The sequence below is a fragment of the Kitasatospora sp. NPDC030952 genome (assembly GCF_055571335.1).
This window is the reverse complement of record NZ_JBVIFM010000005.1, coordinates 341527-367778: the sequence shown is the minus strand read 5'-3', so window position 1 is coordinate 367778 and position 26252 is coordinate 341527. Positions and strand designations below refer to the sequence as shown.

Genomic DNA, 26252 nt, shown 5'->3' with positions numbered 1-26252 from the left:
GGCCGCTCAGCACCGCCCCGCCGACGATTCGTCAGAACGGCTCGGCTATCGTCCCGGTCGGCGGAAACTCGTCTCGCATCGCAGGATGTCGGCGCTGGGCTGACTGTCAGACCTTTACGCAATCGGCACGGTCGACCACACTGAGTCCGGGCGGGACTGTTCAGGATTCGGGGGATGGGGGGCGACACGTGCGGCACGACAGACAGCGGTCCGGCGCGGGCCCCCTCACCGGCGGTGCGCCGGACGGTCCGCGATTTCGCCTCGGGACCGTCGGACAGGCCGGGGTCCGGCTTCACAGGTGCCGCCGGGCGGCGGCGCCACGCTATGAAACGAGGAAGTGAGTCCGGGTGGCACTCTCCGTCTCCGCGCTGGTCCTGTTCGCGATCCTGTGCGTCATCTTCATCCGGAACAAGCAGCTGAAGATCCCGCACGCGATCGTCGCCGCCCTGTTCGGTTTCATGCTGCACGAGACCACGATGGCGACCTCCATCAACTCCCTGCTGGCCAACCTGGCGCACAGCATCTCCAGCATCACCGGCGGCTGACCGGCCGGGCCGACGGGCGCCTCCTCGCGCCCTTCGGTTCGGGAGGCGAGCCGGCGAGTCGCCGCTACCGCCCGGCCCGCCGGGCTTCCCGCCAGCGGGCGAACAGACCCCGGGGGCGCGCCGCCGCCGGGGCCGGGGCATGCACCGGCGCGGGTGCCGCGACACCCGTCGGCGCGGCCGTGACCGGTGCTGCCCGTTCCGCCGTCAGCAGCACGAACAGCCGCGCCCAGCACAGCCGTTCGCCGCGCGGCCAGTCCAGCGCGCGGAGCGCCGCGGAGGCCGCCTCCGACACCTCGCCGCCCACCCGGACCTCGGCGACGTCGTCGCCCGCCTTCCCGCCCAGGAAGAGCTTCACCCCGACCGGGCCCGGCCCGGCCAGCTCCTGACGCAGCGCCGGCGCCAGCGCCGACAGCACCCGGTGCTCGGCGAGCCAGGCCGCCAGGTGTTCGTTGCCGAAGCCGAACACCGCGGCCGGCCCCTGCACCGCCCGCCAGCCCGGGAGTTCGGGCAGGTCCGGACGGTCGGCGTGGATCCCCCGGCCGTCCGCCAGCTCGACCAGCACCGAGGCGGTGGTGGTCGCCCACATCTTCACCGCGTTCGCGAGCTTCTCCTCCTCGGTCTTGCCGAGGCCGGCCGCGCAGTCCCACACCACCGGTGCGTCCGCCCGGCCCAGCTGCAGCACGAAGCCGAGGTCCACGTGCCCGGCGCCGTCGTCCCCGGGGTGCTCGCGCACCGCCACGGCCGTGGTGCCGGGGCCGCGCACCACCTCGCCGTCCGGATGGAACTCCTGGCCCAGCCGCGCCATCTCCAGGACCACACAGCGCTGTATGACGGCCAGTCGCTCCTGCGGACGCACCGGGACTCCTCCACCTAGGGAGCGCGGCGCGTCGGGTCGCGCTCGAACTGCGCTCGAACGCCGCCGAGGCTATCGGCCCGACCGCCGTGCGGGAAACCGTGCGGACGCCCCGGTCCTGCGGTCGCGGAATTGTCCTGAATGCCCCACTTTGGGGAGCGACCCTGAAGGCCGCCCGCCCGGAGACGCCGCATGCCCCGCACCGACCTGACCCCACCGCCGCGCCCGCTCCTGCTCCCCGGGCTGCCGGCCGGCCCGGACGGCTCCGGCCTGGTCGCCGAGATCGAGGCCTACCTCGCCTCGCTGCCCGCGCCCGCGCGCACCCCCGGGCCGTACGTCTGCCGGTACGGCAGCACCCTGCGCCCCTGGCAGGCCGGCCACCCCGAGCCCCGGGCCACCCTGCTCGACCGGGCGCTGCGCCGCCCGGCGCGGCCAGTCCCGGTCACCGCCGCCGACCACCTGCGGCTGGCCTCGCGCTACATCGGCGCCCACGGCTGGCTGCAGGGCGCGATGTGGGACGGCGCCGGCCGGGTCTGCCTGCTCGGGGCCCAGGCCGCCGTCCTGGCGTACGGCTACGGCACCCCGGCGACCGTGCGCACCGGCCGGGTCCAGCTGATGGAGGTGCTGCACGCCACGGGCCGCCCGGCGCGCTCCCCGGACGAGTTCAACGACCGCCCCACCACCCGGGAGGGCGACGTCCACCAGCTGCTCGACCGGGCCGCCGCCCGGGCCGCCCGGCTGGGCCTCTGAAGTGCCGGGCCGCTGAACAACCGGGCCTCTGAAGCGCCGCACCGGGCCCCGGAACGCCGACGGCCCCGGTGCGCTGGGCGCACCGGGGCCGGACCGGAAGAGCGGGTGACGAGAATCGAACTCGCGTGACTAGTTTGGAAGACTAGGGCTCTACCATTGAGCTACACCCGCGCGAACCCGCCGACCGTTGCCGGCCGGAAGTTCGGGAGACAGCGTACCTGGTCCGGTCCCTCCCGTGCACACCGCATTCCCCGCGCACCCCCTTCCGCCGTGCTCCCGTCGTGCCCCGAATAACTCGACGAGCCGTACAGGCCCGGCGTGTACGCTTCCTCTCGGCACCACGGGGTGTGGCGCAGTTTGGTAGCGCGTCCGCTTTGGGAGCGGAAGGCCGTCGGTTCGAATCCGGTCACCCCGACAGTGCGGCAGGGTCTCGCCCACCGGGGCGGGGCCCTGTTCTGTTGGGCGGTACGGTGACGTCTGGCGTCCGCCTTTCGTGGTACCGGTAGGATGGGGCGCTGGCGGTAGTCCCTGTGGCGTCAACCCAGGTCAACCGCACGAGGGCGAGGAGTCAAGCTCACCGTCCACCCACACGGGAGATGCAGCTCCAACCGCCCATCGCCCGTCTCGTCCGACCCACCCGTACCGGCTCCGGCCGGGCGTGCGGGCCGGGCGGAGACAACCTGACCGCAAGCCCCTAGGAGACCTAACCGTGAAGAGCGCCGTCGAGACTCTGAACCCGACCCGGGTTCGACTCACCGTCGAGGTGCCCTTCGAGGAGCTCAAGCCCAGCCTCGACGCGGCGTACAAGAAGATCAACCAGCAGGTCACGGTTCCGGGCTTCCGCAAGGGCAAGATCCCGGCTCGCGTCATCGACCAGCGTTTCGGCCGCGGTGCCGTGCTGGAGGAGGCCGTCAACGACGCCCTGCCGCGCTTCTACACGCAGGCCGTCGACGAGGGCAAGATCGAGGTCCTCGGCCAGCCCGACATCACCAACATCGAGGGTGTCGAGAAGATCGCCGACGGCGGTGACCTGAAGTTCACCGCCGAGGTGGACATCCGTCCGGAGATCACCCTGCCGGAGTTCTCCTCCATCGAGGTGACCGTCGACCCGATCGCCGTCTCCGACGAGGACATCGAGAAGTCGCTGGAGCAGCTGCGCGAGCGCTTCTCGTCGGTCAAGGACGTCGAGCGCGCCGCCGCCGAGGGCGACATCGTGGTCGTCGACCTGATCGCCAAGGTCGACGGCGAGGTGCCGGAGGACGGCACCGCCAGCGGTGTCAGCTACGAGATCGGCTCGGGCCGCCTCATCGACGGCATCGACGAGGCCGTGCTCGGCCTGTCGGCCGGCGAGGAGAAGACCTTCGAGACCGAGCTCAAGGGCGGCACCCAGGCCGGCCAGACCTCCGAGGTCACCGTCACCGTCACGGCCGTCCAGGAGAAGGAGCTGCCGGAGCTGGACGACGAGTTCGCCCAGCTGGCCAGCGAGTTCGACACCCTGGAGGACCTGCGTGCCGACTCCCGCAAGCGCCTGGAGCGCATGAAGGAGTACGACCAGGCCACCCAGGCCCAGGAGAAGGTCCTCGACGCCCTGCTCGCGCTGGTTGAGATCGAGTACCCCGAGAAGCTCCTGAAGGACGAGATCGAGACCCGCAAGCACAACCTCGAGCACCACCAGCTCGAGCCGATGGGTCTGAACATCGAGACCTACCTGGAGACCCAGGGCAAGACCCGCGAGGAGTGGGAGGCGGAGATCGAGGAGCAGGCGAAGAAGGGCATCAAGACCCAGTTCGTCCTGGACCAGATCGTCGCCAACGAGGAGCTGGGGGTCAACCAGGAGGAGCTCACCGAGCACCTCATCCGTCGTGCCGCCGGCTCGGGCCTCACCCCGGACCAGTTCGCCCAGCAGGTCGTCCAGGGCGGCCAGGTTCCGCTGCTGGTCGGCGAGGTCGCCCGCGGCAAGGCGCTGGCCACCGTGGTCGAGGCCGCCAAGGTCGTCGACACCGAGGGCAACGAGATCAACTTCGACGACGAGGACGAGACGGCCGAGACCGTCGAGGCCGCCGCCGACGAGAAGGCCGAGGAGAGCACCGAGGCCTGAGTGCCCCGGTAGCCCCCTGAGGCGCTGCAGCGGGCCCGGACGCCGTACGGTGTCCGGGCCCGCTGTCGTCCCACCGCGGCCCCGCGCGACCCTGCGCTCACAGCGAACAGTTCTGCGTGAGGGATTCTGCGGCCGGGCCTGCGCGTTAGGGTCCTTGGACAGCAACAATCACAACGTGATACCCGGAAGCTGTGCGACACCGTGACGGCCGTCGATCGACCGTCCAAATCGACTGAGCAGGTGGCTAAGTGACGTTCCCGCAGATGCAGATGCCTGGCCCGATGGCGCCGCACGCCGCCGCTGGTGACGTGCTCGGGGGCCTTGGCGACCAGGTCTACAACCGACTGCTCAACGAGCGGATCATCTTCCTCGGCCAGCAGGTCGACGACGACATCGCCAACAAGATCACCGCGCAGCTGCTGCTGCTGGCCGCGGACCCCGAGAAGGACATCTTCCTCTACATCAACTCCCCGGGCGGCTCGATCTCGGCGGGCATGGCGATCTACGACACCATGCAGTACATCAAGAACGACGTCGTCACCATCGCGATGGGCATGGCCGCCTCGATGGGCCAGTTCCTGCTGACCGCCGGCGCCAAGGGCAAGCGCTTCTCGCTGCCGAACGCCAACATCCTGATGCACCAGCCCTCCGCGGGCCTCGGCGGCTCCGCCACCGACATCCGCATCCAGGCCGAGCAGCTGCTCCGCACCAAGAAGCGGATGTCCGAGCTGATCGCCTTCCACAGCGGCCAGTCCTTCGAGCAGATCACCCGGGACTCCGACCGCGACCGCTGGTTCACCCCGGAGGAGGCCCTGGAGTACGGCCTCATCGACGCGATCATGCACAGCGCCGCGGACGTCCCCGGCGGCGGCGGCACGGGCGCCTGAGCCTCGGCCCGGCCCACGAGACCACAGCCACAACGCCCCGGAGGACTAGAACCCACATGAACATCCCCAGCCTGTCGGCCGCCCAGGCCCGCGTCGAGGACATGCGCGCCGAGGGCCGCTACATCGTCCCGCGGTTCGTCGAGCGCACCACGCAGGGCATCCGCGAGTACGACCCGTACGCCAAGCTGTTCGAGGAGCGCATCATCTTCCTCGGCTCGCAGGTCGACGACGTCTCGGCGAACGACATCATGGCGCAGCTGCTGTGCCTGGAGTCGATGGACCCGGACCGCGAGATCCAGATGTACATCAACTCGCCCGGCGGCTCGTTCACCGCCCTGACGGCCATCTACGACACCATGCAGTACGTCAAGCCGGACATCACCACGGTCTGCATGGGCCAGGCGGCCTCCGCCGCGGCCGTGCTGCTCGCCGCCGGCACCCCCGGCAAGCGGATGGCGCTGCCGAACGCCCGCATCCTGATCCACCAGCCGTACACCGAGACCGGCCGCGGCCAGGTGTCCGACCTGGAGATCCAGGCCAAGGAGATCTTCCGGATGCGCGAGCAGCTGGAGCAGATGCTCTCCAAGCACTCCAACAAGTCGGTGGAGCAGGTGCGCGAGGACATCGAGCGCGACAAGATCCTGACCGCCGAGGAGGCCGCCGAGTACGGCCTGGTCGACCAGATCATCTCCACCCGCAAGACCTCGCTGACCTCCTGAGGACGGCACCGTCGGGGCGGGGCGCGCACCCGGTTGCGCGCCCCGCCCCGGCCCGTCGGCGGGCGCTGTCACGGCATCTGTTCGGTATCAATTCGCCCAGGGCGTAGGGCAGACCCGGCGAAGAGGACGGAATCACGGGCCCGGCAGAGTACCGTCGGATAGCGAGACCGAGCGCCGTCGGCGCGGACGGTCCACAGCACCAGGCCCCGGAACCCCTGCGGGGCCCCTGGCGAAGGGGAAGCACCTCGTGGCACGCATCGGAGACGGTGGCGACCTGCTCAAGTGCTCGTTCTGCGGCAAGTCGCAGAAGCAGGTGAAGAAGCTGATCGCCGGCCCAGGCGTGTACATCTGCGACGAGTGCATCGACCTGTGCAACGAGATCATCGAGGAGGAACTCGCCGAGACCTCCGAGGTCCGTTTCGAGGAGCTCCCGAAGCCGCGCGAGATCTACGAGTTCCTGGACCAGTACGTGGTCGGCCAGGACCTCGCCAAGAAGGCGCTGTCGGTCGCGGTCTACAACCACTACAAGCGGGTCCAGGCGGGCGAGGCCGGTCGTAGTGGCGGCAACGGCCGCGAGGACGCGATCGAGCTGGCCAAGTCGAACATCCTGCTGCTGGGCCCCACCGGCTCCGGCAAGACCCTGCTGGCGCAGACCCTGGCCCGGATGCTGAACGTCCCCTTCGCGATCGCGGACGCCACCGCGCTGACCGAGGCCGGCTACGTCGGCGAGGACGTCGAGAACATCCTGCTCAAGCTGATCCAGGCGGCCGACTACGACGTCAAGAAGGCCGAGACCGGGATCATCTACATCGACGAGATCGACAAGGTCGCGCGCAAGAGCGAGAACCCGTCGATCACCCGCGACGTCTCCGGCGAGGGCGTGCAGCAGGCGCTGCTGAAGATCCTGGAGGGCACCACCGCCTCGGTGCCGCCGCAGGGCGGGCGCAAGCACCCGCACCAGGAGTTCATCCAGATCGACACCACCAACGTGCTGTTCATCGTCGGTGGCGCGTTCGCCGGCCTGGAGCGGATCATCGAGGGCCGCGCGGGTGCCAAGGGCATCGGCTTCGGCGCCAACATCCGCTCCAAGCGCGAGTCGGACGCCAGCGACCACTTCCGCCAGGTGATGCCCGAGGACCTGGTGAAGTTCGGCATGATCCCCGAGTTCATCGGCCGGCTGCCGGTGATCACCAGCGTGCACAACCTCGACCGCGAGGCGCTGCTGCAGATCCTCACCGAGCCGAAGAACGCGCTGGTGAAGCAGTACCGCAAGCTGTTCGAACTGGACGGCGTGGAGCTGGAGTTCTCCCGGGACGCGCTGGAGGCGATCGCCGACCAGGCGATCCTGCGCGGCACCGGCGCGCGTGGTCTGCGGGCCATCATGGAGGAGGTGCTGATGTCCGTGATGTACGAGGTCCCCTCGCGTCAGGACGTCGCCCGCGTGGTGGTCACCGGGGACGTCGTCTCCAAGCACGCCATCCCGACCCTCGTGCCGCGCGACATGATCAAGCGCGAGCGCCGCGAGAAGAGCGCCTGACCCGACGGCCGTACCGGACGTACGGAAGGGGCCCCGCACCGGATCGGTGCGGGGCCCCTTCCGTGTCCGTGGGGCCGGGTGGGGCTACTTGGCCACCTCGGCGACCGCGCGCAGGTCGCGGGCGTCGGAGGCGAGCTTGTCCAGGTCGGGCTGGCTGCTGCCGTCGTCGCCGGGCATCCGCATCACGATGACCAGGCTGCTGTTGTCGGCCCAGGCGCACAGGCCGACCTTGCTGTCGCTCTCGGTCATCACGCCGCACTCCATGGTGCCGCCCTTGGGGCCCGCGTCCACCGCGTGGCGGTCGGTGACCGTGGCGCCGCCCTTGCCGCCGACCCCGTTGAAGGCCTGGTCCAGCTCCTGCTTGGGCAGCAGGACCTTGCCGTAGGCCCCCGCGACGAGTATCTGCGGCTCCGACTGGGCGTTCTGGTACATGCCGGCCACGCCGGTCGGCTTCCAGTTGCCGTCACCCTGACCGAGGCTGTCGGTCATCGCCTTCTCCATGGCGGAGGTGACCTCGCTGTCGTCGTTGCGGCTGAGGTCCTGGAAGGTGGCCGGCAGGACGATCTTCTGGGTGCCCGCGTTGCTGGTCGCGTTCCAGACGAAGTAGGCCAGCGTGCCGCCGCCCAGCAGGATCACGGCGGCGACGGTCCCGAGCACGATCCACAGCGTCCGGCGCGACTTGTGCGGCGGCGGCACCGGCGCGTACCCGCCGTAGCCCGGGTAGCCCCCGGCCTCCGGGCCGCCGGCCGCGGGGTAGCCGGGCGGCGGGGCCTGCGGGGGGACACCGCCGTAGCCGGGGGCGGCCGGCGGCGGCGTCGCCGGGTACCCGGGCTGTGACGGGGGCCCGTACGGGTTCTGATCGGACATGCGAGGCCCTTTCTGGGACGTCACGCGTGGATGCCGCCGGATGCTCCGGCGGTCTGGTGGTGCTGCAGGAGGCCCCGGGCGTGTGCCCGGACTACTTGGCGACCTTCATGGCGTCGCGGATGGCCCGGGTCTTCTCCGCCGCCTGGTCCGGGGTGACGCCCTGGGTGCTGTCGCCGCCGGTGGTGCTCAGGCTGAGGTGGGTGAAGGTGACCCGGCCGAAGGTGGACTTGTCGGCCCACACGCAGACCGTCGGGCCGGGCTTGCCGGCGATGACGCTGGCCACACCGCAGCTGAGCTTGCCCGAGGAGGCGTGGCTGTCCTTCGCGGGGTAGTCGGTCATCGGCGTGGTCCAGGTGAGGCCGCCGCTGTCCTTCTTGCTGTCCGAGATGATCTGGTCCGGGTCGTTGATGGACCCGTAGATGCCGATGACCGACAGCGAGTCCATGTTCTTGACGTCGGTGCCCTTGCTGTAGCTGGCCACCAGCGCGTGCAGGTCCTTGCCGAGCTTGGCGACGTCGGGCTTGCTCATGTCGGCGGCCTCCTCCTTCGCCGACTTCTGGACGTAGCCGTCCAGCAGCGTCTGCGGGGCGGAGAGCTTGTACTGACCGCCCGCGTCGCTGCCGCCGAGGAACTTCCACGCGGCGAAACCACCGCCGCCGAGCACCAGGGCGCCGATGACCAGGCCGATCACCAGCCCGCCCTTGCCCTTCTGCGGCGTGGTCGGGTAGCCGGGCTGGCCGTACGGGCCCTGCGGCGGCACGCCGTACTGGGGCTGCGGGGTGCCGTAGGGCTGCTGCTGGGGCGGGTAGCCGTACTGGGGCTGCGGCGCGCCGTACGGCTGCTGCGGCGGGGGTCCGCCGTAGGGCGGCTGGCCCCCGTAGGGCTGTCCCTGCGGATACGACTGACCCTGCGGATACTGCTGTCCCTGGCCGTACATCTGTCCCTCGTGCTCCCCCGCCGCACCTGCGGCCGATCTGCGTTTGGCTGGCTCCGTACACGTCCGGTCACCCGGACGAGTGCCCGGGCACGCTACCGCACACCGCCCATCGCGGGAGCGTTCGGACGGGCCGAGTCCGCGGACCGAAAGCGGTTCGTGACCAGCGCCCCCGGTTACGTAAACTGTGCGTCGTGACCGACACGACGAACCAGCGCCCCGTGAGCACCTTTGCCGGGGACGATGCGGCAACCCTCCCGACGACCTACACCCCCGCGGACGTAGAGGGCGAGCTGTACGAGCGCTGGGTGGAGCGTGGGTACTTCACCGCGGACGCGAAGAGCGACAAGCCCGCGTACACGATCGTCATCCCCCCGCCGAACGTCACCGGCGTCCTGCACCTGGGCCACGCCTTCCAGCACACGCTGATGGACGCGCTGACCCGCCGCAAGCGCATGCAGGGCTTCGAGACGCTCTGGCTGCCCGGCATGGACCACGCCGGCATCGCGACCCAGAACAAGGTCGAGCAGCAGCTCGCCGAGGCCGGCCTCTCCCGCCACGACCTGGGCCGTGAGGCCTTCGTCGAGAAGGTCTGGGAGTGGAAGAAGAGCTACGGCGGCCGCATCCTCGGCCAGATGCGCCGGCTCGGCGACGGCGTGGACTGGTCGCGCGAGCGCTTCACCATGGACGAGGGCCTGTCCCAGTCCGTCCAGACCATCTTCAAGCGGCTGTTCGACGACGGCCTGATCTACCGCGCCGAGCGCATCATCAACTGGTGCCCGCGCTGCCTCACCGCGCTGTCCGACATCGAGGTGGAGCACGAGGAGACCCCGGGCGAGCTGGTCTCGATCCGCTACGGCGACGGCGAGGACTCGATCGTCGTGGCCACCACCCGGGCCGAGACGATGCTGGGCGACACCGCCGTGGCCGTCCACCCGGAGGACGAGCGGTACAAGCACCTGGTCGGCCGGACCATCAAGCTGCCGCTGACCGACCGGGAGATCCCGGTCGTGGCGGACGAGCACGTCGACCCGGAGTTCGGCACCGGCGCCGTCAAGGTGACGCCCGCGCACGACCCCAACGACTTCGCCATCGGCCAGCGCCACGGCCTGCCGAACCTGACCGTGATGGACGAGCGCGGCACGATCACCGTGCACGGCCCCTTCCTCGGCCTGGACCGGATGGAGGCCCGCTCGGCCGTCGTCGGCGCGCTGCGCGAGCAGGGCCGGATCGTCGCCGAGAAGCGCCCGTACATGCACGCCGTCGGCCACTGTTCGCGCTGCCACACGGTGGTCGAACCGCGGCTGTCGCTGCAGTGGTGGGTCAAGGTCGAGCCGCTGGCCAAGGCCGCCGGCGACGCCGTCCGCGACGGCAAGGTGGAGATCCACCCGAAGGAGCTGGAGCGCCGCTACTTCGACTGGGTCGACAACATGTACGACTGGTGCATCTCGCGCCAGCTCTGGTGGGGCCACCGGATCCCGGTCTGGTACGGCCCCGAGGGCGAGGTCGTCTGCGTCGGACCGGACGAGCAGCCGCCGACCGGCGAGGGCTGGGTCCAGGACCCGGACGTCCTGGACACCTGGTTCTCCTCCGGCCTGTGGCCGTTCTCCACGCTCGGCTGGCCGGAGAAGACCGCCGACCTGGAGAAGTTCTATCCGACCGACGTCCTGGTCACGGGCCACGACATCATCTTCTTCTGGGTCGCCCGGATGATGATGTTCGGCCTGTACGCGATGGACGGCGAGGCGCCGTTCAAGACCGTCGCGCTGACCGGCCTGGTGCGCGACGAATTCGGCAAGAAGATGTCGAAGTCCTCCGGCACCGCCGTGGACCCGCTGGACTGGATGGACGCCTACGGCGCCGACGCCGTCCGCTTCACCCTGGCCGGCGGCGCCAACCCGGGCGCCGACGTGCCGATCGGCGAGGACTGGGTCAAGGGCTCGCGCAACTTCTGCAACAAGATCTGGAACGCCACCCGCTTCGCGCTGATGAACGGCGCCACCGTCGAGGGCCCGCTGCCCGCGCCGGAGGAGCTGACCGCGGTCGACCGCTGGATCCTGTCGCGGCTGAACGAGACCGTGGCCAAGGTGGACGCGCTGTACGACGACTACGAGTTCGCCAAGGTCTCGGACACGCTGTACCACTTCGCCTGGGACGAGGTCTTCGACTGGTACGTCGAACTCTCCAAGACCACCCTGGCCAAGGGCGGCCCGCAGGCCGACGCCTCGCGCCGGGTGCTGGGCGAGGTGCTGGACGTCACCCTGCGGCTGCTGCACCCGATCGTCCCGTTCGTCACCGAGGCGCTCTGGACGGCGCTCACGGGCGGCGAGTCGCTGGTCGTGATCGAGTGGCCGAAGGACAGCGGCTACCGCGACGCGGCAGCCGAGTCGGAGATCGCCACGCTGCAGCAGGTGGTCACCGAGGTCCGCCGGTTCCGTTCGGACCAGGGCCTGCAGCCCGCGCAGCGCGTCCCGGCCCGGCTGGAGCTGGCCGGCACCGTGCTGGCCGTCCACGAGGACGCCATCCGCTCGCTGCTGCGGTTGACCCTCCCGGACGACGGCTTCGCGGCCACCGCCTCGCTGCCGGTGGCCGGTGCCACCGTCGCGCTGGACCTCTCCGGCACCATCGACGTCGCGGCGGAGCGCAAGCGCCTCGCCAAGGACCTCGCGGCCGCCGAGAAGGAGAAGGCCCAGACCACCGCCAAGCTCGGCAACGAGGCCTTCCTGGCCAAGGCGCCGGACGAGGTGGTCGCCAAGATCCGGGGCCGCCAGGAGGCCGCCGAGGCCGACATCGCCCGGATCACCGCCCAGCTCGCGGCGCTGCCGCAGGGCTGAGCCCGGATCGCCCCCCGAGGGGCCGCACCCGCGACGCGCGGAGTGCGGCCCCTCGGCGTTTTCCGGCCCGCCGGTTCCTTCGACCTCTTCGGCTCCTTCGGCTAATACGGCAGCCGCTACGCCTAATAGAGCAGCAACATTGCTCCCTTCCGGCGAATATTCATCCTGGACCGGGTGAGGTCCTATTCCGAGCGAATTGATTCCGGTCTTGCCCGCGCGCGTTCGCGGAAGTTTCCAGGTCGGATGTGTACGGTGTGCACGGAGTTTCCGAAGGAGTTTTCTGCTGAGCGTTCCTGCTGAGCGACGGACGGGAGGGCATGGCGTGGTGGTGACCGAGGAGTTGGCCCAGGAACTGCCTGCCGAGGCGGTCGAGGAGGCCAAGGCCAGGGCGGCGACGCTGCTGCTCGCCTTCCGGCACGGGAACCAGCTCGCGTTCGACCACGAGCTGGACCTGCTGCTCGCGGAGAACGCCGAGCGGGAGGTGACCACCCTGCTCGCCTGGATCGCCGCCGAGGCCGTCCGCAAGGCCTACGCCGCCGAGGTCGGTGACCGGGTGCTGCGGGCGATGGCCCGGCGGGCCCCGGAGGACACCGCCGCGGTCGAGGTGGACGAGGAGACCGCTAACGCGGCCCAGCTGATCGAGGCGGTCGCGGACGGCCGGGTGGCCGAGGTCCGCGGCCTGGTCGCCGCGACGGCGGACACCACCTACCTGCTCGGCGGTCTGCTGCAGGGCATGGCGATGATGCTGCCGCTGCTGCCCGAGGGCGAACTGGCCGAGATCACCGCCGAGTTGCGCCGGCGGCACGGTGGCGCCGTGCACGTCCCGGAGGCCCGGGCCGGGGTCTGACGCCTCCGCCCCCGGTCCCGGTGGACCGGTGACGGCACGGCGCGCAGGAGTCTAGGCGGCCGTCGCGAGGGCGCTGCCGCCGACGGTCCAGGCGTTCGCGTCGGCCAGTGCGGCGGTCAGCGCGGCGATCCGGGCCGAGGCGCGGCCATCGCCGTACGGGCTCGGGGTGGCGGCGAGGCGGGCCAGCCGCTCGGGGGTGTCGGACAGCCAGGCGCGGGCCAGCTCGCCCAGCTCCTGGCCGGGCCGCACCAGCGCGGCGAAACCGGCCTCCACCGCCTCCGGGCGCTCGGTGGAGCGGCGCACCACCAGCAGTGGACGGCCGAGCACGGTGCACTCCTCCTGCACGCCGCCGGAGTCGGAGACCAGCAGCGCGGCGTGGCTCGCCAGGCCGAGGAAGTCGCCGTAGCCGACCGGCTCGGTGACGGCCAGCCGCGCCAGCAGGGTGTCCAGCCCGAAGCGCTCGACGGCGGCCCGGGTGCGCGGGTGCATCGGGAACAGCACCGGGGTGCCGGCCCGGGCGATCCGGTCCAGCTCGGCGAGCACGGCGCCGAGCGCCTCGGCGGTGTCGGTGTTCTCCGGGCGGTGCACGGTGGCCAGCACGTAGCCGTCCGGGCGCAGCCCGTGGGCGGCGAGCAGCGCGGCGCGGTCGCCCTCGTCCGGCAGCTGACGGCGGACCACCTCGACCACGGTGTTGCCGGTGAGCTCGATCCGGCCGCGGTCGAGCGACTCGGCGCGCAGGTTGGCGACGTTGTCCTCGGTGGCGGCGCAGAGCAGGTCGGAGACGTGGTCGACCATCACCCGGTTGTGCTCCTCGGGCATCGCCCGGTCGTAGCTGCGCAGCCCGGCCTCGACGTGCACCAGCGGGATCTCCCGGGCGTTGGCGGCCAGCGCGCCGGCGAGGGTGGCGTTGGTGTCGCCCTGGACCACGACGGCGGCGGGGCGGTCCTCGGCGAAGGCGGCGTCCAGCTGGCCGAGCGACTGGGCGATCTGGCCGGCCCGGGGGCGGCCGCCGACGCCGGTGAGCACCTCCGGCTCCGGCAGGTCGAGGTCGCGCAGGAAGCGGCCGGACATCGCCTCGTCCCAGTGCTGGCCGGTGTGCACCAGCCGGGTGGCGTCGCCGAGCTCGTGGATCAGCGGGGCGAGCTTGACCAGCTCGGGGCGGGTGCCGAGGACGACGGCGACGCTGTTCGGGGGCAGGCACATGCTCATGGGTGCTCCGGGGCGTGGGGATGACGTGGGGAGGCGGCGGCGTGGGGGCGGCTCGGTGGCCGGGGCTCAGGACTCGAGCGCGGTGGGGGCGCCGACGGCGACCTTCTCGGCGTTGCGCCGGGTCTTGGCCCAGCCGTTGCGGCCGAGCACCAGCCGTACGGCGGCCCGCAGGGCGACCACGAAGAGGTGGTAGGCGTAGAGCCAGACCAGGATTCCCCAGAGCAGCCCGGTGAGCCGGCTGCGGTCCGGGTGGACGAGCCTGCGGTAGGCGAGGCCCCAGCACACCATCGGCAGCGTGGCGAGTGCGAAGGCGAGCAGCATCCACGGGCCGAACCGGAGCTGGAACTCGGCGGTCCCGGCCGGGAAGAGCACCAGCCCGGCGGTGGTGATGGCCAGCGAGAGCGGGAACAGCATTACCAGCAGCACGCAGACCACCGGCTGCAGGAAGGTGTACAGCACCTCGGCCTTGCCGGCGGCCGTGTAGTGCGGTGAGCGCAGCACCCGGCCGGTGTAGCGCAGGCACTGCATGTTGCCCTGGGCCCAGCGGGTGCGCTGGGTGAGGAAGCGGCGCAGCGAGATCAGGCCCTCCTGGGAGACCTGGGCCTCGGTGACATGGGTGAGTCGCCAGCCGGCCAGCCGCAGGTCGAGGCCGGACTCGTAGTCCTCCAGCAGGGCGCGCTCGGGCCAGGGGCGGCCGGCCCGGCCCTCCTCGGCGGTGAGGGTGTCGAGGGCGGTCAGCCGGACGAACTGGCCGTTGCCGCCGAGGCCGACGCTGCCGGTGCGGCGGCGCAGCAGCTGCATGCCGGCGTTGTTGGCCTGGAACTCGACGTCCTGCATCCGGACCAGGGCGCGGGCGACGGCGTTGGCGGTGCGGCCGCGGCCGGGCAGCGGGCGCTCGTCGTCGGCGTTGCGCATCCGTACGCCGATCTGCACGGCGCCGGTGTCGGGGCGGCCGAGGGCCTTGGGGTTGCAGACCTGGCCGAGGGTGCCCGGGTCGAGCTGTCCGTCGGCGTCGACCACGCCGATCACCACCCGGGAGCGGTCGGTGGACTCGGGCAGCCGGGCGGAGATCTCGCGGTAGGCGGCGTTGAGCGCGGCGCCCTTGCCGATCCGGGCGTGCGGGCGGCGGCGCTGGACGAGGTGGATCCGCGGGTCGCGGGCGGCGGCGGCGAGGACGAGGTCGCGGGTGGCGTCCTCGCTGTCGTCGTCGATCACCCACAGGTGGGCCTCGGGGGCGACGGCCCGCAGGCCGGCCAGGGTCTGGGTGACCACGGCCTCCTCGTCGCGGCAGGGGACGACCAGGTGCCACTGGAAGGCGGCGGGGTCGCCGGGGGCGGCCGGCCGGTTGTGCTTGAAGGCGTGGCGGGAGCCGGCCCAGTACACGAGGAAGCGTCCGAAGACGAAGGCCATGTAGCCGACGAGCGCCAGGGAGATCAGTCCGGCGAACCAGACGACGGCGTCCTGGCGGAGCACGATCCAGTCGTGCAGGGCGTCGGGCATGGTGCAGTGCTCCTCGTGATCAAAGGCTGTCAGCTCCTGTTGGTTGCGAATCGATGCTTCATTGCCGTCCAAACTCGCTGAATCGATAGTAAAGGGAGAAAACTTCAGAATCAGGGCAAAGACGGGGCAAAGTGGCCGTTCTCACCCCGCCGCCCGCCGTGCCGCGATCACCGCCGGCGCCGTCGCCCTCGCCCTGTGAGGACGGGCCGCCACCGCTCCGTAGACTGTGGTCGTGAGCGACAAGGCCGACCCGAATCCGTACACCCTCCGCCCCGCCGACGGCAGCACCGGCGACGCCCTGCGCGACGTCGAAGTGGAACTCTCCAAGCGCTGGCCGGAGAACAAGCTGGAGCCCTCGCTCGACCGGATCGAGGCGCTGATGGACATCCTGGGCCAGCCCCAGCGGTCCTTCCCGTCCATCCACATCACCGGCACCAACGGCAAGACCTCCACCGCCCGGATGATCGAGCAGCTGCTCAGCGCCTTCGAGCTGCGCACCGGCCGCTACACCAGCCCGCACGTGGAGTCCGTCACCGAGCGGATCACCCTGGACGGCGCCCCGATCAGCCCGGAGCGGTTCGTCGAGGTCTACCGCGACATCGAGCCCTACGTGCAGATGGTCGATGCGGCGCAGCCCGTCCCGATGTCCTTCTTCGAGGTGCTGACCGGCATGGCCTACGCGGCCTTCGCCGACACCCCGGTGGACGTCGCGGTGGTCGAGGTCGGCATGGGCGGCTCCTGGGACGCCACCAACGTCATCGACTCCGTGGTGTCGGTGATCACCCCGATCGGACTGGACCACACCGACAAGCTCGGCGAGACCACCGGCGAGATCGCGGTCGAGAAGTCCGGGATCATCAAGTCCGGCGCCGTCGCCGTGGTCGCCCAGCAGCAGCTGGACGCCGCCCAGGTCATCCTGCGCCGGGCCGTCGAGGTGGACGCCACGGTCGCCCGCGAGGGCATGGAGTTCGGCGTGATCCGCCGTGAGCTCGCCGTCGGCGGCCAGCTGGTGACGCTGCGCGGGCTCGGCGGCGAGGAGTACGAGGACGTCTTCATCCCGCTGCACGGCGAGCACCAGGCGCACAACGCGGCGCTGGCGCTGGCCGCGGTCGAGGCCTTCTTCGGCGTCGGCGGCGCCCGCGGCGGACAGCTGGACGTGGACAAGATCCGCCAGGCCTTCTCCGGCGTCTCCTCGCCGGGCCGCCTGGAGGTCGTCCGCCGCAGCCCCACGATCGTCCTGGACGCCGCGCACAATCCGCACGGCGCCCGGGCCACCGTCGCCGCGCTCTCCGAGTCCTTCGGCTTCACCCGCCTGGTCGGCGTGATCGGGACCTCGGGCGACAAGGACGTGGCCGGCGTGCTGGAGGCCTTCGAGCCGATCCTGGCCGAGGTCGTCATCACCCAGAACTCCACCCACCGCGCGATGGACGTGGACGAGCTCGCGGCCCTCGCCGTCGAGGTCTTCGGCGACGACCGGGTGCAGGTCGAGCCCCGGCTCGACGACGCCATCGCCGCGGCCGTCACCCTGGCCGAGGAGGAGGGCGACCTCGGCGGCGCCGGGGTGCTGGTCACCGGTTCGGTCATCACGGTGGGCGAGGCCCGCCTGCTGCTCGGGAGGAAGTGACATGAGGACGCTCTGCTCCTCGACGCTGATCGGCGAGGCGCTGCTGATCATGTTCGCGGCGCTGGTCGCGATGCAGCTGTCCAGCGTCTCGACGGCCACCGTGTGGATCGTCAGCGGGATCGCGATGGCGCTGTGCATCGCGCTCTGCGGCATGATCAACCGCACCGGCGCGGTGCAGATCGGCTGGGCACTGCAGATCGGCCTGATCGCCAGCGGCTTCGTGCTGCCGACCATGTTCGGCCTCGGCGTGGTCTTCGCCGGCCTGTGGTGGTGCTCGGTGCACTACGGCCGCAAGGTCGACGAGTTCAAGGCCGCCCGCGCGGCCGCCGAGGCCCAGGCCGCCTGACGCTCGGGCGGGGGTAACCGACCGGTCGTTCACGCAAGGTAACCTCTGCCCCATACCGCATGCCGTACCAAATCCCCAGGAGACGCACCGTGTCCCAGCGCACTCTCGTCCTGCTCAAGCCCGACGCCGTCCGCCGCGGCCTGGCTGGCGAGATCATCAGCCGCATCGAGCGCAAGGCCGGCTGGCGGCTGGCCGCGGTCGAGCTGCGCACCTTCGACCGGGAGACCCTGGAGACGCACTACGCCGAGCACGTCGGCCGCCCGTTCTACGAGCCGCTGCTGGAGTTCATGACCTCCGGCCCGTCGATCGCGATGATCGTCGAGGGCGAGGAGGTCGTGAAGGGCATCCGGATGCTGGCCGGCGCCACCAACCCGCTGGAGGCCGGCTCCGGCACCATCCGCGGCGACTACGCGACCATCACCCGCGAGAACCTGATCCACGCCTCCGACTCCCCGGAGTCCGCCGAGCGCGAGATCAAGATCTTCTTCCCCGCGAACGCCTGATCCCGCAGCCGGATCGTCAGGGCGACGCACCCGGCAGGACGTTCGTACCGCCCCGGTCGGGACCATTGGCCCGGCCGGGGCATTCTTATCGTGAAATAGGGAACTGGGGACGCCGACACGGCGTCCCAATGCTCGGAGAAGCGAACACGCTCCGGACAATGGACGGTATGCCCCGCGTCGATGTCCGTACCGAGCGGCGTGACTACGATGGACGCGACTCAAGGGCCCGGTACGGCAGCTCAGCTGGTCTCCGCCCAAGCGTGGGCGCGCATCCGTCCACCCCAAGAACTCCGAGCCCGGGAAGGCACCCACACCCCATGGCGAGCAACCTGTCGTTCATCGGCCGAGACTTGGCGATCGACCTCGGAACAGCCAACACGCTGGTGTACGTCAGGGGCAAGGGGATCGTCCTCAACGAGCCGTCCGTCGTCGCGGTCAACACCAACACCGGCGGCATCCTCGCGGTCGGCGCCGAGGCCAAGAAGATGATCGGCCGCACGCCGGGCAACATCGTCGCCATCCGCCCGCTCAAGGACGGCGTGATCGCCGACTTCGAGATCACCGAGCGGATGCTGCGCTACTTCATCCTGAAGATCCACCGCCGCCGCTACCTCGCCCGCCCGCGCGTCGTGGTCTGCGTGCCCTCCGGCATCACCGGCGTCGAGCGCCGCGCCGTGATCGAGGCCTCCTCGCAGGCGGGCGCCCGCCAGGTGCACATCATCGAGGAGCCGATGGCCGCCGCGATCGGCGCCGGCCTGCCCGTCCACGAGGCCACCGGCAACATGGTCGTCGACATCGGCGGCGGCACCACCGAGGTCGCCGTCATCTCCCTCGGCGGCATCGTCACCGCCCAGTCCATCCGGGTGGCCGGCGACGAGCTGGACAACGCGATCGTCCAGCACATCAAGAAGGAGTACTCCCTCCTCCTCGGCGAGCGCAGCGCCGAGCAGATCAAGATGAGCATCGGCAGCGCCTTCGGCATGGAGGGCGAGAAGGACGAGCACGCCGAGATCCGCGGCCGCGACCTGGTCAGCGGTCTGCCCAAGACCGTGGTCATCTCCGCCGCCGAGGTCCGCGCCGCCATCGACGAGCCGGTCAACTCGATCATCGACGCGGTCAAGACCACCCTCGACCAGTGCCCGCCCGAGCTGGCCGGCGACGTCATGGACCGCGGCATCGTGCTCACCGGCGGCGGCGCCCTGCTGCGCGGCCTGGACGAGCGGCTGCGCCGTGAGACCGGCATGCCGATCCACATCGCCGAGAACCCGCTCGACTCCGTCGCGCTCGGCTCCGGCAAGTGCGTCGAGGAGTTCGAGGCGCTCCAGCAGGTACTGGACGCCTCACCGCGCCGTTAGCACCACGACGACACATTCCGACACTCAACTGAACGGGCGGCCGCCCGGGCCCCACAGCCCCGGGCGGCCGCCAGGTACGAAGGGGCAGTACCAGCACCGTGAGGGACACACGAGAGAGTCGGCTGCTGCTCATCCTGCTGGTGGCCGTCGCCTTCGCGCTGATCACCGTGGACATCAAGGGCGGTGAGGACTCCCCGCTCGGACCGGCCCGGCACGCGGCCGCCAGCGCCCTGGGCCCGGTCGAACGCGGCGCCGCCACCGTGGTGGACCCGGTCGCCAACACCGTCCGCGCCTTCCGCGACGCCGCCACCGACAACGGCCGCACCGACCAACTCGCCCGCGAGAACACCGAGCTGCGGCAGAAGCTCGCCTCCTCCGACATGGCCACCGGGCGCACCAAGCAGCTGGACGACCTGCTGCGCACCGCCGGCGCCGGCGGCTACACCGTCAAGGCCGCCCAGGTCATCGCGATCGGCCCGGCCCAGGGCTTCTCCTGGACCATCACCATCGACGCCGGCAGCGACGACGGCCTCACCCGCGACATGACGGTCATCAACGGCCAGGGCCTGGTCGGCCGGATCACCACCGTCGCCCCGACCACCGCCACCGTGCTGCTCGCCTCCGACCCCGGCTTCTCGGCCGGCACCCGGCTGGAGGGCAGCGGCGAGATCGGCTTCGCCTCCGGCGGTGGCGACAGCCCGATGAAGGTCTCCCTGCTCAACGGCAAGGCCCAGGTCAAGGCCGGCGACCGGCTGGTCACCTTCGGCTCGCAGAGCGGCCGCCCCTTCGTGCCCGGCGTCCCGGTCGGCAAGGTCACCGAGGTCCAGGCCAACGCCGGCCAGCTGACCAAGACCGTCCTGGTCGAGCCGTTCGTCCAGTTCACCCGGCTGGACCTGGTCGGCGTGGTCGTCGTGCCGCCGCGCACCGACCCGCGCGACGCCGTGCTGCCGCCCGCCCCCACCCCGGGGCAGAGCCAGGCCCCGGCCGCGTCCGCCGCCCCGCCCGCCAAGCCCACTGGGGGGAACTGAGCCATGCGCCTCGCCCGCATCCCCGTCTCCGCCGTCCTGATCCTGTTCGGCCTGATCCTCCAGGTCAGCGTGTTCGGACGGCTCCAGCTGCCGGGAGCCACCCCGGACATACTGCTGCTCGTCGTGGTCGGCCTGGCCATGGTCTACGGTCCGACCGGCGGCTGCCTGGTCGGCTTCTCGGCCGGCCTGCTGGCCGACCTCGCGCCGCCCTCCGACCACGCGATCGGCCGCTACGCGCTGGTGCTCTGCCTGATGGGCTACGCCGCCGGGCTGCTGCGCCCCGAGCACGGCCGCCAGCGCTCCGTCTCCAGCGCGCTGCTGGTCGTCGGCGCCGCGGCGATCGCCTCCACCCTGCTGTACGCCCTGGTCGGCGCCCTGGTCGGCGACACCGCGGCCCGGCACGTCGGCCTCGTCGGACTGGTGATCAGCGCGCTGCTGTACGACCTGCTGCTGGCGCCCTTCGTGGTGCCGCTGGTGATGCTGCTCGGCCGCCGCTTCGGCCGCGACCCGGTGACGGCCGCCAGCGACGACGACGAGGGCGGCCCCGGCCTGGGCTCGCTGGCCCGCTACCGCACCACGCGTGAGGTCTCGAGCGGGCCGTCCTACAAGAAGCGGCGCATGCCCGGCTTCGCCCGGCGCCCGTAACCGTCCGGTCCGGGCCCGCCCCCGGACCTCCTGACCCTCCCGCACCCCTGGAGCGCACGAGACGTGAGCAACATCCCCGAGACCGGCCGTACCCGTCGGGTGACGATCCGTCTGGTGGTGCTGCAGATCCTGGTGCTGTCGCTGCTCGCCACCCTCGGCGGACGGCTGTGGTACCTGCAGATCCGCAACGCCAAGGAGTACACCGCCAAGGCGACCGGCAACCACATCCGCGAGGTGGTCGATCCGGCCGTCCGCGGCGAGATCCTGGACGCCTCCGGGCGGATCCTGGCCGGCAACGAGACCCGGCTGGTGGTCTCCGTGAGCCGTACCTCGCTGCTCCAGCAGAAGGACGGCGGCAAGGGCGTCCTCGGCCGGCTGGCCGACGTGCTGGGCATGCCCGCCAAGGACGTGCAGGAGAAGGTCCGGCTCTGCGACGCCAAGACCCCGCAGCCCTGCTGGAACGGCTCTCCCTACCAGCCGATCCCGGTCACCAAGGAGGCGACCACCCAGCAGGCGATGCAGATAATGGAGCGCCGCGAGGACTTCCCCGGGGTCACCGCGCAGCCCACCGCCGTACGCCGCTACACCGGCGCCGAGGGCGCCAACATGGCCCAGGTGCTCGGCTACCTCTCGCCGGTCACCGACGACGAGGTCAGCAAGACCGCCGACAAGACCGGCCTGGACCGCTACCTGCCGGCCGACCAGATCGGCCGGGCCGGCCTGGAGTCGGTGTACGACCGCGACCTGCGCGGCACCGCCGGCATCACCAAGCTGGAGGTCGACAACCTCGGCCGGGTGATCGGCACCGCCGGCACCGTCGCCCCGCAGACCGGCAACAACCTGGTCACCAGCATCGACGCCCGGGTCCAGAAGGTCGTCGAGGACAACCTGGCGCAGGCCATGGCCGACGCCCGGAACACCTTCGACAAGGTCACCAACCGCAACTACGAGGCCGACTCCGGCGCCGCCGTCGTGATGGACGTGCACACCGGGCGGATCGTCGCCATGGCCAGCGCCCCGACCTACGACCCCAACCTGTGGGTGGGCGGCATCAGCGGCAAGGACTACCAGTCGCTGACCAGCAAGGACTCCAACTTCCCGCTGCTGAACCGGGCCATACAGGGTCAGTCCGCCCCCGGCTCGACCTTCAAGGTCGTCTCCACCACCGCCGCAGTGCAGGCCGGCTACTCGCTGGACGGCAACTACCCCTGCCCCAAGAGCCTGACCATCGGCGGCCGCGAGTTCAAGAACTTCGAGAGCGAGAACTTCGGCGCCATCTCCCTGGAGAAGGCGCTGGAGGTCTCCTGCGACACCGTCTTCTACGGCCTGGCGTACGACCAGTGGACCAAGGACGGCGGCATCAAGCCGAAGAAGGACCCGGGCGACTGGTTCTTCAAGACCGCCCACGAGTTCGGCCTCGGGGCCAAGACCGGCATCGACCTGCCGGCCGAGGTCCCCGGCCGGGTGCCGGACCGGCAGTGGAAGCAGTCCTTCTACGACAACAACAAGGACGCCTGGTGCGCGCAGGCGCAGAAGGGCGGCAACAGCTTCTCGGACCAGATCGCCCGGGAGAACTGCGTCGACGGCTACCAGATGCGCGCCGGTGACGCCGTCAACTTCGCGATCGGCCAGGGCGACACCCTCGTCACCCCGGTCCAGATGGCCAGGATCTACTCGGCCCTGGCCAACGGCGGCACCTTCTACCGGCCGACCATCGCCAAGGCCGTGATAAGCCCGAGCGGAGACCTCGTCCGCGAGATCGCCCCGCACGAGGACGCCAAGTTCCCCGGCGACCAGAAGCTGCTCAGCTACATCGACCAGGCCACCGCGGGCGTCATCACCAGCGGTACCGCCGCCTGGAAGTTCTCGGGGGCCGGCTGGCCGCAGAACAAGATCGAGCTGCACGCCAAGACCGGCACCGCCGAGGTCGAGGGCAAGCAGACCACCTCCTGGCTGACCACGTACAGCAAGGACTACGCCGTCGTCATGACGATAAGCCAGGGCGGCACCGGCTCCGGCGGCTCCGGCGACGCCGTGCGCCGGATCTACCAGGCGCTGTACGGCGTGGACGACAAGGGCAACATCGACAACAGCAAGGCGCTGCTGCCCGCGCCGCAGGGCGAGCTGCCGAAGTTCAACCCGGACGGCACCGCGATCATCAAGCCGGCCTCGTACGGCACCGGCGCGGTGCAGGGGCCGGCCGCCCCGGCGCAGGGCGCTCCGGTCGCGGCTCCGGCTCCGGCTCCGGTGCTGCTGGACACCGCCTCGGCCCCGCCGGGGGTGGCCGCACCGGCCGACTACGGCACGGCGGACTACGGCGCGGCCCACTACGACCCGGGGGCGACCTTCCTCGACCCGGCGCCGCCCGCCGACAGTCCGGCGTCGTACACCGCGACCGACACCGCCCTCGAACCGAACCGCCAGGGAAGGGGACGGGCATGACCTCCTACGGCTCGTACCGGCAGCTGAGGCTGACCCCACAGCGCAGCGGGGTCTCCAAGGCCCTGGCCAAGGACTCCCCGCTCTGGCGGCTGGACTGGATACTGCTGCTGGCCGGACTGGCCCTCTCGCTCGGCGGCTCGCTACTGGTGTGGTCGGCCACCCGCGGGCGCGACAACCTCACCCACGGGGACCCGCAGTACTTCCTCTACCGGCACCTGACGAACTTCGTGATCGGCCTGGTGCTGTGCGCCGTGGTGATAGCGATAGGAGCCCGGCGGGTCCGCACCCTGGTGCCCTTCGTCTACATCGGCGTGCTCCTGCTGCTGCTGGCGACGCTCAGTCCGATCGGCTCGACCGTCAACGGCGCCCACTCGTGGATCCAGCTCGGCGGCGGCTTCTCCGTCCAGCCGGCCGAGTTCGCGAAGGTCGCCATCCTGCTGGCGATGGCCGTCGTGCTGTCGGACCAGGTGGACGCCGGGGAGCGGGAGTTCCCCTCGCACCGGGCGGTGTTCCGGGGCCTGATCTGGGCCGCCCTGCCGATGGGCCTGGTCCTGCTGATGCCGGACGCCGGGTCGGTCATGGTGATGTCGGCGATCGTGCTGGGCATCCTGCTCGGCTCCGGCGCCGCCAACCGCTGGGTGCTCGGCATCCTCGCGCTCGGCGTCGGCGGAAGCATCGCGATCTGGAAGCTCGGGCTGCTGAGCCAGTACCAGATCGACCGCTTCGCCGCCTTCGCCAACCCCCAGCTCGACCCCAACGGCGTCGGCTACAACACCGCCCAGGCCCGGATCGCCATCGGCTCGGGCGGGCTGACCGGCAAGGGGCTGTTCCACGGGACGCAGACCATCGGCCAGTTCGTGCCGGAGCAGCAGACCGACTTCGTGTTCACCGTCGCCGGTGAGGAACTGGGCTTCGTCGGGGCGCTGGCGATCATCGCGCTGGTCGGCGTGATCCTCTGGCGGGCCTGCCGGATCGCCCGCCAGGCGACCGACCTGTACGGGACGATCGTGGCGGCCGGGATCATCGCCTGGTTCTCCTTCCAGGCCTTCGAGAACATCGGGATGTGCCTGGGGATCATGCCGGTCGCGGGCATCCCGCTGCCGTTCGTCTCGTACGGCGGCTCCTCGATGTTCGCGGTCTGGATAGGGATCGGGCTGCTCCAGGCGGTGCGCAGCCAGCGGCCGATAGCGGCCTGAGCGTTCGAGCGGCAGGACAGGACAGGACAGGACAGGACAGGGCAGGAAAGGGCCGGACAGGACAGGGCAGGACAGGAAAGGGCCGGTCCGGGGACTCCCGGGCCGGTCCTTCTGTCGTGCGGCACTGGGGGCTTGACGGAGCGTCAGGCAGGCTGAAGCAGGCAGTCGGCGGCGGTGAGGACCGCCCGGGTCTGGTGGGCGAGCTGCTCCTGGACCGGCACCCAGCGGGCGCCGAAGCGGTGGCGCAGCCGCTCCAGGCTGTCCGTGACCACGGCGCGGGCGCGCTCGCGGGCGGCCTCCGCCGCCGGGCCGCGGACGTCGGCGAGCAGCCGCAGCAGGATCGAGGCGACCCGCAGCGGCAGCCGGGCCGCGACCAGCCCGGTGGTGGTCGCCCGGGAGGCGCTCACCGGACCGGGGCACCACAGCTCCAGCCACTCGGCGGCCACCCGCGGCGCCACTGCCAGGTTGAACTCGACGGTGCGCACCAGCGGGCCGTACGCCTCCCGGGCCTGCGCCGGAACGCGGGCGAGCAGCGCGGTGAGCTGCTCGGTGCGGCGGGTGAGGTCGCGGGCGGCCTCGCCGACGGCCCGCGGCCCCGCCGGGTGGGTGCGGCCGTCGCCGACCGTGTCCACGGCCCACATCGGGACCTCCAGGACGGCGGTCACCGCGCCGTGCCGGGCCGCGTACGACCAGGTGGACAGCTCCGGCTCGTCCGGCAGCGCCCGGGAGGCACCGGCTCCGCCGGGCGCCGGCATCAGATAGGTGCCGGGGGCGGGGCTGGACCAGCCGATGGCGTCGTAGGAGTCCACGTCGAGCGGGATGCCGGCCCGCTCGGCGGAGCGGGCGAAGCGCTCGGCCAGACCGCGCACCGGGCCGGTCAGCTGGACGAAGGCGCCCCCGAAGTCCACCCCGTGCAGCGAGCACTGCAGGAAGGGGCGCAGCTCGTCGATCAGCCCGGTCAGCGCCAGGCTCTCCGGCATCGGCCGGCGGCCGGAACCCGGGGCGGGCAGCAGCTCGGGCTGCTCCTCGAAGGCGGGGCGGAAGAAGTGCTCGTAGTGGCGGCGCATGGTGAGCGGGCCGTCCAGCCAGCCGGCGTTGAGCGCGGCGCCGTCCGGGTCCAGGCACAGCAGCAGGTGCCAGGACAGGCCCGGCCGGGCGGGGCGCTCCAGCAGCACCTCGGCCAGCCGGACGGCGGCGGCGGTGCCGATCGGCTCGTTCGGGTGCGGGCCGCCGACCACCAGGGCGGCGCGCGGCCCGCGGTCCACCGAGAGCAGCAGCAGCGGGCGGCCGGCCCGGGAGCGGCCCACCTCGCGCAGCCGGCAGCGGTCGGGGTGGCGCAGGGCGAGCCGCCGGGCCGCGCACTCGGCCTGGGCCGGGGTGGGGTAGCGGGCCGGCCGGGCGTCGGGGGTCCGCAGGGTCAGGGGCCGGACCCGCCGACCGGTGTCGGTCATGGTTCTCCTTGCGACCGGTCGTACGGCCGCCGGGGCGCGGGCATGCCGCGCCGCCGGACGCGGCCTGCGGACCGGGGACGGG

The 26252-nt window shown here is 71.5% G+C and carries 22 protein-coding genes and 2 tRNA genes; 17 read left to right on the top strand and 7 right to left on the bottom strand.

From position 1 onward, the window contains the following. Nucleotides 1-347 precede the first annotated feature (347 nt). Nucleotides 348-545: a hypothetical protein gene (locus ACZ47G_RS13375; protein WP_396537327.1), complete on the top strand. Its 198-nt coding sequence runs from the start codon at nucleotides 348-350 to the stop codon at nucleotides 543-545. Between the two features lie 64 nt (nucleotides 546-609). Here the strand turns inward: ACZ47G_RS13375 and ACZ47G_RS13370 are convergent, their stop codons facing one another. Further along, a complete protein-coding gene (locus ACZ47G_RS13370) occupies nucleotides 610-1401 on the bottom strand; it encodes a DUF6348 family protein (RefSeq protein ID WP_465741995.1) in 792 nt (263 codons plus the stop codon). Nucleotides 1402-1590: 189 nt separating this feature from the next. Here ACZ47G_RS13370 and ACZ47G_RS13365 point away from each other — a divergent pair, with 189 nt between their 5' ends. Then, nucleotides 1591-2148 carry a DUF6197 family protein gene (locus ACZ47G_RS13365; protein WP_465741993.1) on the top strand — a complete coding sequence of 186 codons (558 nt, stop codon included), beginning with the start codon at nucleotides 1591-1593 and terminating at the stop codon, nucleotides 2146-2148. Between the two features lie 100 nt (nucleotides 2149-2248). On the opposite strand, the gene ACZ47G_RS13360 is transcribed toward ACZ47G_RS13365, so the two are convergent. Next, nucleotides 2249-2319, bottom strand: a tRNA-Gly gene (locus ACZ47G_RS13360). 170 nt (nucleotides 2320-2489) lie between these two features. Between ACZ47G_RS13360 and ACZ47G_RS13355 the strand changes: the two genes are divergently transcribed. The 5 genes from ACZ47G_RS13355 to clpX all read left to right on the top strand — a co-directional run bounded on the left by ACZ47G_RS13355 (nucleotide 2490) and on the right by clpX (nucleotide 7389). Then, a tRNA-Pro gene (locus ACZ47G_RS13355) sits at nucleotides 2490-2563 on the top strand. Nucleotides 2564-2857: 294 nt separating this feature from the next. Then, a complete protein-coding gene (gene tig, locus ACZ47G_RS13350) occupies nucleotides 2858-4246 on the top strand; it encodes a trigger factor (protein ID WP_380463681.1) in 1389 nt (462 codons plus the stop codon). 269 nt (nucleotides 4247-4515) lie between these two features. Further along, complete coding sequence (locus tag ACZ47G_RS13345; RefSeq protein ID WP_046386806.1) at nucleotides 4516-5133, top strand: ATP-dependent Clp protease proteolytic subunit; 618 nt, start codon at nucleotides 4516-4518, stop codon at nucleotides 5131-5133. A gap of 56 nt (nucleotides 5134-5189) precedes the next feature. Beyond that, the gene (locus tag ACZ47G_RS13340) at nucleotides 5190-5852 is read left to right on the top strand and encodes an ATP-dependent Clp protease proteolytic subunit (RefSeq protein WP_329931164.1); all 663 of its coding nucleotides are present in this window, start codon (nucleotides 5190-5192) and stop codon (nucleotides 5850-5852) included. Nucleotides 5853-6099: 247 nt separating this feature from the next. Continuing rightward, complete coding sequence (gene clpX / locus ACZ47G_RS13335) at nucleotides 6100-7389, top strand: ATP-dependent Clp protease ATP-binding subunit ClpX (protein WP_063347569.1); 1290 nt, start codon at nucleotides 6100-6102, stop codon at nucleotides 7387-7389. An 84-nt stretch (nucleotides 7390-7473) separates the two neighbouring features. Here the strand turns inward: clpX and ACZ47G_RS13330 are convergent, their stop codons facing one another. Both ACZ47G_RS13330 and ACZ47G_RS13325 read right to left on the bottom strand, forming a co-directional pair. Beyond that, a complete protein-coding gene (locus ACZ47G_RS13330; protein WP_465741990.1) occupies nucleotides 7474-8256 on the bottom strand; it encodes a hypothetical protein in 783 nt (260 codons plus the stop codon). Between the two features lie 91 nt (nucleotides 8257-8347). Next, entirely contained in the window at nucleotides 8348-9193 is an 846-nt protein-coding gene (locus ACZ47G_RS13325) for a hypothetical protein (protein ID WP_465741988.1), read from the bottom strand. Between the two features lie 191 nt (nucleotides 9194-9384). On the opposite strand from ACZ47G_RS13325, the gene ACZ47G_RS13320 reads away from it, so the two are divergent. Both ACZ47G_RS13320 and ACZ47G_RS13315 read left to right on the top strand, forming a co-directional pair. Beyond that, nucleotides 9385-12024 carry a valine--tRNA ligase gene (locus ACZ47G_RS13320; protein WP_465741986.1) on the top strand — a complete coding sequence of 880 codons (2640 nt, stop codon included), beginning with the start codon at nucleotides 9385-9387 and terminating at the stop codon, nucleotides 12022-12024. Between the two features lie 322 nt (nucleotides 12025-12346). Continuing rightward, complete coding sequence (locus ACZ47G_RS13315; protein WP_380461832.1) at nucleotides 12347-12871, top strand: hypothetical protein; 525 nt, start codon at nucleotides 12347-12349, stop codon at nucleotides 12869-12871. Nucleotides 12872-12922: 51 nt separating this feature from the next. Here ACZ47G_RS13315 and wecB read toward each other — a convergent pair whose 3' ends face one another. Together wecB and ACZ47G_RS13305 are read right to left on the bottom strand one after the other, a co-directional pair. After that, nucleotides 12923-14080 (bottom strand): non-hydrolyzing UDP-N-acetylglucosamine 2-epimerase, encoded by a 1158-nt coding sequence (wecB, locus tag ACZ47G_RS13310; protein WP_465741983.1) that lies wholly within the window; start codon nucleotides 14078-14080, stop codon nucleotides 12923-12925. Nucleotides 14081-14146: 66 nt separating this feature from the next. Further along, on the bottom strand, nucleotides 14147-15580 hold the full coding sequence (locus ACZ47G_RS13305; protein ID WP_465741981.1) for a glycosyltransferase: 1434 nt from the start codon (nucleotides 15578-15580) through the stop codon (nucleotides 14147-14149). Nucleotides 15581-15812: 232 nt separating this feature from the next. Between ACZ47G_RS13305 and folC the strand changes: the two genes are divergently transcribed. From folC to rodA, 8 genes are all read left to right on the top strand, one after another. After that, nucleotides 15813-17204 (top strand): bifunctional tetrahydrofolate synthase/dihydrofolate synthase, encoded by a 1392-nt coding sequence (gene folC, locus ACZ47G_RS13300; protein WP_465741980.1) that lies wholly within the window; start codon nucleotides 15813-15815, stop codon nucleotides 17202-17204. A 1-nt stretch (nucleotide 17205) separates the two neighbouring features. Then, nucleotides 17206-17550 (top strand): DUF4233 domain-containing protein, encoded by a 345-nt coding sequence (locus ACZ47G_RS13295; protein ID WP_465741979.1) that lies wholly within the window; start codon nucleotides 17206-17208, stop codon nucleotides 17548-17550. A gap of 89 nt (nucleotides 17551-17639) precedes the next feature. Continuing rightward, nucleotides 17640-18053 carry a nucleoside-diphosphate kinase gene (gene ndk / locus ACZ47G_RS13290; protein ID WP_380461834.1) on the top strand — a complete coding sequence of 138 codons (414 nt, stop codon included), beginning with the start codon at nucleotides 17640-17642 and terminating at the stop codon, nucleotides 18051-18053. Between the two features lie 329 nt (nucleotides 18054-18382). Next, nucleotides 18383-19408, top strand: a complete 1026-nt coding sequence (locus tag ACZ47G_RS13285) for a rod shape-determining protein (protein WP_317621116.1) — start codon at nucleotides 18383-18385, stop codon at nucleotides 19406-19408. Nucleotides 19409-19506: 98 nt separating this feature from the next. Then, nucleotides 19507-20436, top strand: a complete 930-nt coding sequence (mreC, locus tag ACZ47G_RS13280; RefSeq protein ID WP_465741977.1) for a rod shape-determining protein MreC — start codon at nucleotides 19507-19509, stop codon at nucleotides 20434-20436. Nucleotides 20437-20439: 3 nt separating this feature from the next. Continuing rightward, nucleotides 20440-21081, top strand: coding sequence for a rod shape-determining protein MreD (gene mreD / locus ACZ47G_RS13275; RefSeq protein ID WP_465741975.1), 642 nt, complete (start codon nucleotides 20440-20442; stop codon nucleotides 21079-21081). Between the two features lie 63 nt (nucleotides 21082-21144). Beyond that, nucleotides 21145-23523: a penicillin-binding protein 2 gene (gene mrdA / locus ACZ47G_RS13270; RefSeq protein WP_465741973.1), complete on the top strand. Its 2379-nt coding sequence runs from the start codon at nucleotides 21145-21147 to the stop codon at nucleotides 23521-23523. Then, the gene (gene rodA, locus ACZ47G_RS13265; RefSeq protein ID WP_380461838.1) at nucleotides 23520-24719 is read left to right on the top strand and encodes a rod shape-determining protein RodA; all 1200 of its coding nucleotides are present in this window, start codon (nucleotides 23520-23522) and stop codon (nucleotides 24717-24719) included. Before mrdA ends, rodA begins: the two co-directional genes overlap by 4 nt. Before the next feature lie 143 nt (nucleotides 24720-24862). Here rodA and ACZ47G_RS13260 read toward each other — a convergent pair whose 3' ends face one another. Continuing rightward, nucleotides 24863-26170, bottom strand: coding sequence for a M14 family zinc carboxypeptidase (locus tag ACZ47G_RS13260; RefSeq protein ID WP_465741971.1), 1308 nt, complete (start codon nucleotides 26168-26170; stop codon nucleotides 24863-24865). Nucleotides 26171-26252: the final 82 nt, after the last annotated feature.

Bases quoted from the DNA above. Each gene is read 5' to 3' on its own strand.
- ACZ47G_RS13365 (WP_465741993.1), top strand. From the start codon at position 1,591: ATGCCCCGCACCGACCTGACCCCACCGCCGCGCCCGCTCCTGCTCCCC.
- ACZ47G_RS13345 (WP_046386806.1), top strand. From the start codon at position 4,516: ATGCCTGGCCCGATGGCGCCGCACGCCGCCGCTGGTGACGTGCTCGGG.
- ACZ47G_RS13340 (WP_329931164.1), top strand. From the start codon at position 5,190: ATGAACATCCCCAGCCTGTCGGCCGCCCAGGCCCGCGTCGAGGACATG.
- ACZ47G_RS13330 (WP_465741990.1), bottom strand. From the start codon at position 8,256: ATGTCCGATCAGAACCCGTACGGGCCCCCGTCACAGCCCGGGTACCCG.
- ACZ47G_RS13325 (WP_465741988.1), bottom strand. From the start codon at position 9,193: ATGTACGGCCAGGGACAGCAGTATCCGCAGGGTCAGTCGTATCCGCAG.
- wecB (WP_465741983.1), bottom strand. From the start codon at position 14,080: ATGAGCATGTGCCTGCCCCCGAACAGCGTCGCCGTCGTCCTCGGCACC.
- ACZ47G_RS13305 (WP_465741981.1), bottom strand. From the start codon at position 15,580: ATGCCCGACGCCCTGCACGACTGGATCGTGCTCCGCCAGGACGCCGTC.
- ACZ47G_RS13295 (WP_465741979.1), top strand. From the start codon at position 17,206: ATGAGGACGCTCTGCTCCTCGACGCTGATCGGCGAGGCGCTGCTGATC.
- mreD (WP_465741975.1), top strand. From the start codon at position 20,440: ATGCGCCTCGCCCGCATCCCCGTCTCCGCCGTCCTGATCCTGTTCGGC.
- rodA (WP_380461838.1), top strand. From the start codon at position 23,520: ATGACCTCCTACGGCTCGTACCGGCAGCTGAGGCTGACCCCACAGCGC.
- ACZ47G_RS13260 (WP_465741971.1), bottom strand. From the start codon at position 26,170: ATGACCGACACCGGTCGGCGGGTCCGGCCCCTGACCCTGCGGACCCCC.